Genomic DNA, 12,251 nt, shown 5'->3' on the forward strand with positions numbered 1-12,251 from the left:
TCGAATGATGGGACGTGGACTTCGAATATGGGCTTCTTCGGCAGCGGGCGGCGAGTCCGGGCGGCGGTGACAGTGACCCTGGCGCTGACCCTGGTAGCGACATCGGCGTGCTCGTCCGGCTCGGGCGGCTCGGACGAGGTCACGCTCCTGACGCACGACTCCTTCGAGTTGCCGCAGAACCTGATCGACAAGTTCGAGCAGCAGACGGGCACGAAACTGAAGATCGTGCGGTCCGGCGACGCCGGTCAGCTCTCCGCAGTGGTCTCGCTGACCCCGGGCTCACCCAAGGGCGACGCGGTGTTCGGCATCGACAACACGTTCGCGGAGCGGCCGATCGACGCGAAGGCGCTCGAGCCCTATGTCTCGCCGGCCGCCAAGAACGGTGCCGCCGACTACGACATCAAGGACGCCCCCGGCCAGCTGACCGCGGTCGATCGCGGCGACGTCTGCCTGAACGTCGACGACGCCTGGTTCGACAAGCACGGGATCGAGGCACCCACGAAGCTCGAGCAGCTGACCGAACCGCAGTACCGCGACATGTCGGCGCTGCTCGACCCGTCGACGTCGTCGCCCGGCATGGGATTCCTGCTGTCGACCATCGGCCGGTTCGGTGAGCGCGCCGACGACTACTGGCGCGGACTGGTCGACAACGGTGCGCAGATCGTCACCGGGTGGGAGGTCGCCTACAACCAGTTGTTCAGCGCCGGGGCAGGCCACGGCGACAAGCCGATCGTCGTCTCCTACGCGTCGAGTCCCGCGGCGACCCCCGGAACCAGTGCTCTCCTGAACTCCTGTTTCGCCCAGGTGGAGTACATCGGTGTGCTGCGCGGCGCCGCGAACACCGCGGGTGCGAAGAAGCTCGTCGACTTCATGCTGACCCCCGAGGTCCAGGCCGCGCTGCCGACCGCGATGTACGTCTACCCGGTGCAGAAGGACACGCCGTTGCCCGCAGACTGGCGCCAGCGCGCGCCGGTGCCTGCCTGGACGGTCACCATGTCGCCGGAGTACATCAACGCGCATCGGGAAGAGTGGCTGAACGAGTGGCGCGCGACCGTCAAGCGCTGACGTGACGACCCCCGTTCGCCGGAGTTCGGCGACGGCGCGCGCCGCGGTGGTCGTACCCGGAGTGTTCGTCGCCGTCATGTTCGCGTGGCCGTTGGTGGCGCTCGTCCGCCGGGGCCTCGCCGACGACGACGGCACCGGGATCTACGAGCTCATCACGCGCACCGGCGGCTGGCATCTGTTGGCGGTCACCCTCGCCCAGGCCGCCGCGTCGGCGGTGCTCACGGTGATCGTCGCAGCGCCGATCGTCTGGTTGACGGCGACGGTCGACCTGCCCGGCTCCGCGGTGCTGCGCGTGGTGGTGACCGTGCCGTTCGTGCTGCCGACCGTCGTCGTCGGCGTCGCGTTCCGGGCACTGCTCACCGGCCCGCTGGACTTCCTCGGCGTCTCCGACGGGTGGGCGGCGATTCTGCCCGCACACATCTTTCTCAACATCGCGATCGTGGTTCGGGTGGTGACGGCGGCCTGGCGGCAGGTGGATCCGCGGACCGTGGAGGCGGCGAGGTCGCTCGGCGCCGGTCGGATCCGGGCGTTCGTCGACGTCGTCCTGCCGCGGGTCGCGCCCGCGGTCGCAGCCGCGGCGACACTGGTGTTCCTGTTCTGCTCCACCAGCTTCGGGGTAATCGTGATCCTGGGCGGGGGCACCGCCAGGACGCTCGAGACGGAGATCTACCAGCAGGCGATCGGCTACTTCCGGATTCCCGAGGCGGTCGCGCTCTCACTGTTGCAGATCGTGGTGGTGGCGTGTGCGCTGGTCCTGGCTCGTGTGGTCGGCGGTCGTACCGCGAGCGGCGGCAGGCTCGCGCTCGGCCGCGACCACCGCAGCCAGCCGCGGGGCATCGGATGGCTGCCGGTGCTCGCCGTCCTCTGCTGGACGGCGATCTGGCTGCTGTCGCCGCTGGTGACGCTGGCCCTGGCGTCGTTGCGGCCTGCGGGTTCCTGGACGTTGGACGGCTATCGCGGTCTCGCCGCCGACGCCTACGGCGGTTCCGCGCTCGACGCGATGCGGTACTCGGTCACCAGTGCGGTCGCCGCCATGGTGCTGGCGGTCGTCGTCGGGCTGGTCGTCGCGCTGTCGGTGACGCGGGGCGGCGGCTGGCCGGCCCGGGTGACCGCGCTGCTCGCGGTGCTGCCGCTCGGCGTGAGCGCCGTGACGCTCGGCTTCGGCTATCTGCTGGTCGTCGGGACGCTGCCGACGCAGGTCACGCAGTCGCCGCTGGTGATCCCCGCGGTTCAGGCACTGCTGGCGGTACCGGTGGTCGCGGGAATCATGATTCCGGCCCTGATGCAGGTGCCGGCGCGGCTGCGGGATGCCGCGCGGTCCCTCGGGGCCCGGCCGGTCCGGGTGCTGACGTCCGTCGATCTCCGGCTGACCGCGCGGTCGCTGTGTGCGGCCGCCGGGTTCGCGTTCGTCATGGCGATCGGCGAGTTCGGCGCCACCACGTTCCTCGCGCGCGCCGACACCACCACGCTGCCGGTGCTCATCGGTTCCCTCATGACCCGGCCGGGGGAGGCGAACCTCGCGACCGCGATGGCGGCCTCCATGCTCCTGGTAGTGGTGAGCGCCGCGGTGATCGCGGTGATCGAGATCGTCGGCGAGGGCAGCCGACCAGTTCGGTACGAGAGGACCGGCTAGATGCTGATTCTGAACGACGTCGCGGTTCGCTACGGGCGGTTCGAGGCGCTGCGCGGTGTCGACTGGTCTGTCGGCACCGGGCAGTCGACCGTCACCGCGCTGCTCGGTCCGTCGGGATGCGGCAAGTCGACGCTGCTGCGCGCCATCGCCGGGTTCGAGCCACTCGCGGCGGGCACGGTCTCGTGGGACGGGGAGGACCTGTCCGGACGACCGCCGCACCGGCGCGACTTCGGCGTGGTCTTTCAGGACGGGCAGTTGTTCCCGGGCCGGACGGTGGCCCAGAACATCGCGTACGGGCTGGCCCGTCGGGGAGTGCGCGGCGCGGCGGCTGCCGAGCGCGTCGCGACAATGCTCGACCTGGTCCAGCTCGGCGGATTCGAGGATCGTCCGGTCGGCGCTCTCTCCGGCGGTCAGGCGCAGCGCGTGGCGCTGGCTCGGGCCCTGGCGCCCGAGCCTCGGCTGCTGTTGCTCGACGAGCCGCTGGCCGCGATCGATTCACAGTTGCGCGAATCTCTGGCCGAGTCGATCGGAACGATCGTCCGGGCGGCAGGGACGCCGACGGTCCTGGTCACCCACGACCACCGCGAGGCCGCGCTGATGGCCGACACGGTCTCGGTGATGCGCGCCGGGCGCATCGTCCAGACCGATTCGGCGGAGCGGCTCTGGCGGCGGCCGGCGGACGAGGAGACCGCGAGATTCCTCGGGGCGCGCGCCGTTGTCGCAGGGGTCGTGCGTTCCGGTGTGCTCATCACCGAACTCGGCGAAACGGACCTGCGGGGTCGGGTGGGCTTCGACGACCTGGCCGACGGGGACTGCACCGTCGCCCTCCGGCCCGAGGCCGTGATCGTGGAGCCGGACCCGGCGTCGCCCGCGGTCGTCGAGCATGCGGCGGCGCTCGTCGCAGGCCGGCGGGCTCGCGTGCGCGTCGGAGGCGACGTCTTCGAGGGAGTGAGCTCGGTGCCGATCAGTGTCGGCGACCACGTGCGACTGGGGCTGGCGCCGGGAGCCCTGGCAGTGGTGGGTCGATGACCGACGAGGTGCTGGTGGTCGCCGGAGCGGTGCTCGACGGCGGTCGACTGCTGCTCGCGCAGCGCGATCGGCCTGCCGAACTCGCGGGTCTGTGGGAGTTGCCCGGCGGGAAGGTGGAACCGGGTGAGTCGCCCGCGCAGGCACTCGTCCGCGAATTGTGTGAGGAACTCGACGTTTCGGTTTCTGTGGGGGATTCGCTCGCGGGTGTGGTCCGGCCGAAACCGGGTCTGACGCTCGTCGCGATGCGGGCCACGATCGTCTCCGGAACGGTCCGCGCGGTGGAGCATCGTGCTCTCCGATGGGTCGATGCGGACGGTCTCAGCGAGCTGATACAGACGGGCTCAATGGTGCCGAACGACCTTGCGTGGGCACGCGAGTTGATGGGAGAACTGCAGGTCAGGCGGCACGGGCTTTCTTGAGGGCCTTATTCGCGGCCTTCTTCGACAGCTGATCGGCGTCGACTTTCTTCATCCGGTGGATGACGACGGGGCATCGCAGGCAACGGGTCGACTTCTTGCAGCACTTCTTCTTCGGCTTCAGCTGCGCGACCTTCGCCGGATTGGTCTTTCCCATGAGGAGAACTTTAGCGCAGCCTAACCATATGCGCGCAAGCTCTCGTCGCCACTGAGCGGGAGGTTGCCGTACCCTTAACGGGTTGATCTGGACCGGCCGAATCCGGCTGTCGTCCGCAGATCGAGTGACCGGCTCCGCATGGCCGCCGGGTACCGCACGAGAACAGATACGAAAGAGACCTTAGTGAGCGCAGTCACCAACTTCCGCAACGTCGCGATCGTGGCGCACGTCGACCACGGCAAGACCACCCTGGTCGACGCGATGCTGCGTCAGTCCGGAGTGTTCGGAGAGCGCGCCGAACTGGTGGACCGCGTCATGGACTCCGGCGACCTCGAGCGCGAGAAGGGCATCACCATTCTCGCCAAGAACACCGCCGTTCATCGTCGTCAGCCCGACGGCAGCGAGTACGTCATCAACGTCATCGACACCCCCGGCCACGCCGACTTCGGCGGTGAGGTGGAGCGTGCGCTGTCGATGGTCGACGGCGTGGTGCTGCTCGTCGACGCGTCCGAGGGCCCGCTGCCGCAGACTCGCTTCGTGCTCCGCAAGGCGCTCGCCGCGTCGCTGCCGGTGATCCTGGTCGTCAACAAGACCGACCGTCCCGACGCGCGCATCAGCGAGATCGTCAGCGAGTCGCAGGACCTTCTCCTCGACCTCGCCTCCGACCTCGACGACGAGGCCGCCGAGGCCGCCGAACTGGCGCTGGACCTGCCGGTGCTGTTCGCATCGGGCCGCGCGGGTGTGGCGAGCACCGACATGCCGGAGAACGGCACCGTGCCCGCCGGCGACAACCTCGATCCGCTCTTCGACGTCCTGATCAACAACGTCCCCGCGCCGAAGGGCGACCAGGACGCACCGCTGCAGGCGCACGTCACCAACCTCGACGCCTCGCCGTTCCTCGGTCGTCTCGGCCTGGTCCGCATCCACAACGGCACCCTCCGAAAGGGGCAGCAGGTCGCCTGGATGCGTGAGGTCGACGGCGAGCAGGTCGTCGAGCGCGCCAAGATCACCGAGCTGCTGGTCACCCTCGGCGTCGACCGCGCCCCGGCCGAAGAGGCCGTCGCCGGCGACATCGTCGCCGTCGCGGGCATGTCGGAGATCATGATCGGCGACACCCTCGCCGACGCCGAGAACCCGGTCGCACTGCCGCGCATCACCGTCGACGAGCCCGCCATCTCGGCGATCGTCGGCACCAACACCTCGCCGCTCGCCGGCCGTGTCAAGGGCCACAAGCTGACCGCCCGCATGGTCAAGGACCGCCTCGACTCGGAGCTGATCGGCAACGTCTCGCTGCGCGTGCAGGACATCGGCCGCCCCGACGCCTGGGAGGTCCAGGGCCGCGGTGAGCTGGCGCTCGCGATCCTCGTCGAGCAGATGCGCCGTGAGGGCTTCGAGCTGACCGTCGGCAAGCCGCAGGTGGTCACGCGCAAGGTGGACGGCAAGACCTACGAGCCGTTCGAGCACCTCACCATCGACGTCCCCGAGGAGTACCTCGGCGCCGTGACGCAGCTGCTCGCCGCGCGCAAGGGCCGCATGGACCAGATGAACAACCACGGCAGCGGCTGGGTCCGCATGGAGTTCGTCGTGCCGTCGCGCGGCCTGATCGGCTTCCGCACCGACTTCATGACCGAGACCCGCGGCACCGGCATCGCCAACGCCGTCTTCCACGAGTACGCGCCGTGGGCCGGCGAGATCCGCGCCCGGCACACCGGCTCGCTGGTCTCCGACCGCGCGGGCAGCGTGACCCCGTTCGCGATGATCCAGCTCGCCGATCGCGGCACCTTCTTCGTCGATCCCGGCGACGACACCTACGAGGGCCACGTGGTGGGCATCAACCCGCGTCTCGAGGATCTCGACATCAACGTCACCCGCGAGAAGAAGCTGACCAACATGCGCCAGTCGTCGGCCGACGTCATGGAGACGCTCGCCAAGCCGATGCAGCTGGACCTCGAGGGCGCGATGGAGTTCTGCGCGGCCGACGAGTGCGTCGAGGTGACCCCCGAGGTGTGCCGTGTGCGTAAGGTCAACCTCGATGCGTCCACTCGTGCGCGCGAGCGTTCGCGCGCCAAGGCCCGCGACGCCAACGCCTGACGGGCGAGGCCCGAGTGGACTGAAGCCGGACCGCCGACCGGAGGAGTAAGAGGGAGTGCGGATGAGGACCGTGCGGGCGCGTATCACCGCGATCGCCGTGGTGGGAGTGGTCGGCCTGTCGGCCACGGCGTGCATGGCCGATCCGCCCCCACCGGTGCGCGAGACGTTGCCGACGCACACGCCGAACGAGTACCCGGACGAGCGCACGGTCACCGTCGCCACCGACACCATCGGCGCCGGATTCAATCCGCACCTCGGCTCGGATCAGGGGACCGTCACGACGGCTATCGCCGCCATGACCCTCCCCAGTCCGTTCGCCCCGGTGAACACTCCCGACGGCGTGCAGTGGCGGATGAACGACGCGCTCCTCGTCTCGGCGGAGGTCACGTCGTACGACCCGTTCACGGTCGAGTACAAGATCGTGAACGACGCGCAGTGGTCCGACGGCCTGCCGGTGACCGGCGACGACTTCCACTATCTGTGGGAGCAGATGTCGCGGCAGCCGAACGTGATCGGTCCGGCGGGCTACCGTGCGATCTCCGACGTCCAGACCTCCGGTGGCGGCAAGGTCGTGACGGTGACGTTCAACAATGCGTATCCGGCGTGGCGGGAGCTGTTCGATAACCTGCTGCCCAGCCACACGCTGCGGTCGGACCCGACGGGATTCCAGGTCGGGATGGACAAGGGCAAGCCGGTCACGGCCGGCCCGTTCTCGATCTACTCCATCGACCGCGCCCGTGACGAGGTCCGGCTGATCCGCAACGATCGGTACTGGCGCAAGCCGCCGGAGGTGGATCAGGTGGTGCTCCGCAAGGCGGGTACACCCCAGCAGATGGCGCAGACCATCCGCAACGGTGACTCCACGCTCGCCGCCCTGCCGACCGGGGCCTCGTCTGCGGCCGAGCTGGGGGCGATTCCGGGGGTGGTGAGCAGCCGTCTGCCGACCACCCGTGCACTCGCGGTCAACGTGAACGCGCGGTCGGAGACGATGCGGTCGCAGCAGGTCCGCAAGGCCGTTCTCGGCATGCTCGACGGCAGGTTGATCACCGCCGCCGCCGCGGGCGAGACCGTCGTGACACCGTTCGCGAACACCGTCTACGCGCCGTCGGATCCCGGCTACACGCCCGTCGACCGGGCACGACCGTCGGAGGACGCGGTGCTCGCGATGCTCGCCTCGGCCGGCTACCGGCCGGGAGTCCCGACCCCGCGGCCGGCCCCTGCGGCACCGTCGGCGTCGGCATCCGACACCCCCACGCCGACGACTCCGGCAGCGCCCGCGCCCGCGGACGTGCCCGGGCTGCCCTACGGCGTCGCCCCGATCCAGTCGAACGGCAACGACCTCGTGGTCCGCATCGGTGCGACGAACACCGACCAGCGCACCATGTCGGCCGCTGAGACCATGGCGGACCAACTCCGTTCCCGCGGGGTGCGCGCCAGCGTGGTCGGCATGTCGAACACCGAGCTGTACGGTCAGGCCCTCACCTCCGGACGCGTCGACCTGGTGGTCGGCTGGACCGGCGTCGGCGGCAGTCCTGCCACCGAACTCGCCTCCCAGGTGGCCTGTCAGGCTCCGCCCAAGGGCACCGAGGCCGGCGCGCACACGGTCGAGCCGGAACGGGACAAGGCGTCCGACGAGACGGTGCTGCCGACGTCGCCCTCCGGTGCGGCGACGACCACCGCGTCGGAGAAGCCGGAGGCGAACGTCTCCGCGGACGACAGCTACACCGGCAACATCTCGGGTCTGTGCGATCCGGCGCTGATCGCCCTCTCCGACTCGGCGATGAGCTCCGAGGACCCGACCGCGGATCTGCAGCAGGCCGAGGGGCTGCTGGCCGACCAGGCGGTGTACCTGCCGATCTTCCAGGACACGATGTTCTCCGCCGTCACCGACCGGATCGTCGGGGTGTCGCTGGACGGACCGATGCAGCTGGGCGTGTTCGGCGGGGCCGATCGCTGGGTGCTCCAGTGACCGCGCGGATGGTGCTGCTGCACGCCCATCCCGACGACGAGACGATCATGACCGGCGGCGTCATCGCCGAATACCTCTCGCGCGGTGTCGACGTCCGGGTCATCACCTTCACGCTCGGCGAGGAGGGGGAGGTGATCGGCTCGCAGTGGGCGCAACTGGTGGCCGACGGCGGTGCGGACCAGCTCGGCGGCTTCCGCATCGGCGAGCTTCGCGCCGCGCTCGCCGAGCTGACCCCGCCCGGTGTCGTCGCTCCGACGCCCCGCTTCCTCGGCGGCGCGGGCCGCTGGCGGGACTCCGGCATGGCCGGAACGCCGTCGGCGGAGAATCCGCGTTCGCTCTTCCAGGCCCCCGCGGCCGAGCTGACCGCGGCACTGGCCGCCGAACTCGTCGAGTTCGCGCCGCAGGTGGTCGTCACCTACGACGCGGCGGGCACGTACGGGCATCCCGACCACAAGCGCGTGCATGAGATCTCGATGGCGGCGATCCCGGTCGCCGAGGAGCGGCTGGGGCGCGCGTTCAAGGTCTACGAGTCGGTGACCCAGGAGTCGGAGCTCGTGCGCGGGCTCGGCCGCGTCTCCGAAGTGCCTGCCGGCTGGCGGATGCCGGAACCCGGCGAGCAGCCCAGCTACCCGGACGAGCAGGTGACCGCGGCGATCGACGTCAGCGGCGTGCTGGACCGCAAGGTCCGTGCGCTCGCCGCCCACGCCACCCAGGTGACCGTCGCCCCGTCGCGCACCGAGTACGCGCTGAGCAACGACATCGTCGCGCCGGTGATGCCGACCGAGCACTTCATCCGGGTCGACGCGGGGCGCGTCGAGGGCGGCTACGAGACGGATCTGTTCGAGGGAGTGCAGCTGTGAGCATCGGTGATCGCGTGGAACTCGGTGTGCTGACCGTCAGCGGTTTTCTGCTCGGCATCCTCACCGCGGCATTCCTGCTGGTTCGCATCGGCTCGTTCCCGTTCCCGATCACCGCGCTGATCGCCGGCGTGGTCAACGTCCTGATCCTCAAGATCGCCGAGACGTACACCAAGAGCGCCTGGCAGTACGCGCCGCTGATCGCGTGGACCTTCGTCACCGCGATGGCGATGCTGCCGGTGTTCGGCAACGGCTCGTTGATCGGTGACTGGCGTCTTCTGCTGCTGCTGGCCTGCGGTTTGGCCCTCCCCGCGTTCTATGCGTCGACCGCCCGGATCCGGAACCTGACGCAGTCCTGACGACGGCTGTCGTCCCGCTGGATGACCGCCGCGACCGCCCGCGGAATGCGACGTGGTTAACATCGGAGAAGTGACCACATCTTCCAGCGGTGCCACGGGCGCGGGACAGGCGCCGTCGGCGTCGGCCATGCGCCGCGCGTTGCGCCGCGTACGTGACGGTTCGGTACTCAACGTCGACGAAGCCGCGGTGCTGCTGGCGGCCAGAGGCGATGATCTCGACGCGCTGTGCGATGCGGCGGGCCGGGTCCGCGATGCGGGCCTGGACGCCGACGGCCGCGGCGGGCAGATCAGTTATTCCCGCAAGGTCTTCATTCCGGTCACCCACCTGTGCCGCGATCGATGCCACTACTGCACCTTCGTCACCGTCCCCGGCAAGCTCGCCCGTGAGGGCAAGGGCGCGTTCATGGAGATCGACGAGATCCTGGACGTCGCCCGCAGGGGTGCGGAGCTCGGCTGCAAGGAGGCGCTGTTCACCCTCGGCGACCGTCCGGAGGACCGGTGGCCCGAGGCCGCCGCGTGGCTCGACGAGCGCGGGTACGACTCGACGCTCGACTACGTGCGCGCCGCCGCGATCCGCGTGCTCGAGGAGACCGGCCTGCTGCCGCACCTCAACCCCGGCGTGATGAGCTGGGAGGAGATCAACCGTCTCAAGCCGGTGGCGCCGTCGATGGGCATGATGCTCGAGACCACCGCTCGCCGACTGTTCACCGACAAGGGGGAGTGCCACTACGGCAGCCCGGACAAGGATCCCGAGGTCCGGCTTCGGGTGCTGACCGACGCAGGTCGTCTGTCGGTGCCGTTCACCACCGGCATCCTCGTCGGGATCGGTGAGAACCTCACCGAACGGGCCGAGTCGATCTTCGCGATCCGGAAGTCGCACAAGGCATTCGGTCACATCCAGGAAGTGATCGTGCAGAACTTCCGGGCCAAGCCCGATACCGCGATGGGCAAGGTCCCGGACGCCGAGATGTCGGAGTTCATCGCGGCCGTCGCCGTCGCGCGGGTGGTGCTGGGACCGGGGATGCGGATTCAGGCGCCGCCGAACCTGGTGTCGGCCGACGAATGCCGAGCGCTGGTGGCGGCAGGTGTCGACGACTGGGGCGGCGTCTCGCCGCTGACGCCCGATCACGTGAACCCCGAGCGACCGTGGCCGAACCTCGACACGCTCGCCGAGATCACCGCGTCCACCGGCTATCGGCTGACCGAGCGGATCGCCGCCCAGCCCAAGTACGTCAAGGCGGGCAATCCGTGGATCGATCCGCGTATCGCCCGCCATGTCGCGGCGCTGTCGGATCCGGTCACCGGGCTGGCCGCGGACGTCACACCGTCCGGACTGCCGTGGCAGGAGCCGGACGACGACTGGGCGTCGTCGGGCCGCGTCGACCTGAACTCGGAGATCGACGTCGAGGGTCGGAACACCGACACTCGCAGCGACATCGACAACGCCTTCGGCGACTGGGACACCATTCGTGAGCAGGTGCTGGAGCTGGGCGGGGCGGGTGCGCCGGAGCATCTCGAATCCGAGGTCGCGGCAGCCCTGCGGCGCGCGGAGAACGACCCGGCGGGACTGTCGGACGATGACTATCTCGCGCTCGCCGAAGCCGACGGGCCGGGGCTCGACGCGCTCGCGGCGCTGGCGGATTCGATCCGGGCCGACGTGGTCGGCGACGACGTCACCTACGTGGTGAACCGGAACATCAACTTCACCAACATCTGCTACACCGGGTGCCGGTTCTGCGCGTTCGCGCAGCGCAAGGGTGACGCGGACGCGTTCACCCTGTCGACCTCCGAGGTCGCCGACCGCGCCTGGGAGGCGCACGTCGAGGGCGCCACCGAGATCTGCATGCAGGGCGGCATCGATCCGGAACTGCCCGTCGGCGGGTACGCCGATCTGGTCCGGGCGATCAAGGATCGCGTGCCGGGCATGCACGTGCACGCGTTCAGTCCGATGGAGATCGTCAACGGCGCCTCGCGCGGCGGCGAGTCGATCCGCGACTGGCTGTCGGCGCTCAAGGAAGCCGGACTCGGTTCCATTCCCGGTACTGCCGCGGAGATCCTCGACGACGAGGTGCGCTGGGTTCTGACGAAGGGCAAGCTGCCGACCGCGTCGTGGATCGAGGTGATCACCACCGCGCACGAGCTGGGCATTCCGTCGAGTTCGACGATGATGTACGGGCACGTCGACTCGCCGCGGCATTGGGTGGGTCACCTGAACACGTTGCGCGGCATTCAGGACCGGACCGGCGGCTTCACCGAGTTCGTGCCGCTGCCGTTCGTCCACCAGTCGTCACCGCTCTATCTTGCGGGAGCGTCACGACCGGGGCCGACGCGACGGGAGAACCGCGCAGTGCACGCGCTGGCGCGACTGATGCTGCACGGTCGGATCGACCACGTGCAGACCAGCTGGGTGAAGCTCGGCATCGACGGCACCCGGGTGATGTTGCGCGGCGGCGCCGACGACCTCGGCGGCACGCTGATGGAGGAGACCATCTCGCGGATGGCGGGCAGCCAGCACGGTTCGGCCAAGACCGTCGCCGAGCTGCACGAGATCGTCTCCGGCATCGACCGCAATCCGCGCCAGCGCACCACCGAGTACGGCCGGGTGGACGCGCCGCTCCTCGGGGTCGGACTGGCGTAGCGCCCGTCATTCGACGACAGCGGTGTTCGGCGTGACC

At 69.7% G+C, this 12,251-nt stretch carries 10 protein-coding genes; 9 read left to right on the top strand and 1 reads right to left on the bottom strand.

The features are described 5' to 3' along the window. The first annotated feature begins 27 nt into the window (after positions 1-27). From SCNU_RS00765 to SCNU_RS00780, 4 genes are read left to right on the top strand one after another with little or no spacing between them, the layout of a single operon-like run. Positions 28-1,065: a thiamine ABC transporter substrate-binding protein gene (locus SCNU_RS00765; RefSeq protein ID WP_009677428.1), complete on the top strand. Its 1,038-nt coding sequence runs from the start codon at positions 28-30 to the stop codon at positions 1,063-1,065. Between the two features lies 1 nt (position 1,066). Beyond that, the gene (locus tag SCNU_RS00770; RefSeq protein ID WP_009677429.1) at positions 1,067-2,698 is read left to right on the top strand and encodes an ABC transporter permease; all 1,632 of its coding nucleotides are present in this window, start codon (positions 1,067-1,069) and stop codon (positions 2,696-2,698) included. Continuing rightward, positions 2,699-3,727 carry an ABC transporter ATP-binding protein gene (locus SCNU_RS00775; protein WP_009677430.1) on the top strand — a complete coding sequence of 343 codons (1,029 nt, stop codon included), beginning with the start codon at positions 2,699-2,701 and terminating at the stop codon, positions 3,725-3,727. It begins immediately after the preceding gene. Next, positions 3,724-4,146, top strand: a complete 423-nt coding sequence (locus SCNU_RS00780) for a (deoxy)nucleoside triphosphate pyrophosphohydrolase (RefSeq protein ID WP_009677431.1) — start codon at positions 3,724-3,726, stop codon at positions 4,144-4,146. Before SCNU_RS00775 ends, SCNU_RS00780 begins: the two co-directional genes overlap by 4 nt. On the opposite strand, the gene SCNU_RS20490 is transcribed toward SCNU_RS00780, so the two are convergent. Further along, positions 4,124-4,300: a hypothetical protein gene (locus SCNU_RS20490; protein ID WP_009677432.1), complete on the bottom strand. Its 177-nt coding sequence runs from the start codon at positions 4,298-4,300 to the stop codon at positions 4,124-4,126. The two genes, SCNU_RS00780 and SCNU_RS20490, sit on opposite strands and share 23 nt — an antisense overlap. A gap of 183 nt (positions 4,301-4,483) precedes the next feature. Here SCNU_RS20490 and typA point away from each other — a divergent pair, with 183 nt between their 5' ends. The 5 genes from typA (at position 4,484) to SCNU_RS00805 (ending at position 12,214) form a co-directional block, all read left to right on the top strand. After that, on the top strand, positions 4,484-6,391 hold the full coding sequence (typA, locus tag SCNU_RS00785; protein WP_009677433.1) for a translational GTPase TypA: 1,908 nt from the start codon (positions 4,484-4,486) through the stop codon (positions 6,389-6,391). Positions 6,392-6,452: 61 nt separating this feature from the next. Next, positions 6,453-8,360, top strand: a complete 1,908-nt coding sequence (locus tag SCNU_RS00790; protein WP_009677434.1) for an ABC transporter family substrate-binding protein — start codon at positions 6,453-6,455, stop codon at positions 8,358-8,360. A gap of 8 nt (positions 8,361-8,368) precedes the next feature. Continuing rightward, on the top strand, positions 8,369-9,220 hold the full coding sequence (gene mshB, locus SCNU_RS00795) for an N-acetyl-1-D-myo-inositol-2-amino-2-deoxy-alpha-D-glucopyranoside deacetylase (protein ID WP_040517395.1): 852 nt from the start codon (positions 8,369-8,371) through the stop codon (positions 9,218-9,220). Then, positions 9,217-9,576: a hypothetical protein gene (locus SCNU_RS00800; protein WP_009677436.1), complete on the top strand. Its 360-nt coding sequence runs from the start codon at positions 9,217-9,219 to the stop codon at positions 9,574-9,576. The genes mshB and SCNU_RS00800 overlap by 4 nt, the downstream gene beginning before the upstream one ends. Positions 9,577-9,646: 70 nt before the next feature. Further along, positions 9,647-12,214: a bifunctional FO biosynthesis protein CofGH gene (locus SCNU_RS00805; protein WP_139025690.1), complete on the top strand. Its 2,568-nt coding sequence runs from the start codon at positions 9,647-9,649 to the stop codon at positions 12,212-12,214. The last annotated feature ends 37 nt before the right edge of the window (positions 12,215-12,251 follow it).

The organism is Gordonia neofelifaecis NRRL B-59395 (genome assembly GCF_000192435.1).
Lineage (GTDB): Bacteria > Actinomycetota > Actinomycetes > Mycobacteriales > Mycobacteriaceae > Gordonia > Gordonia neofelifaecis.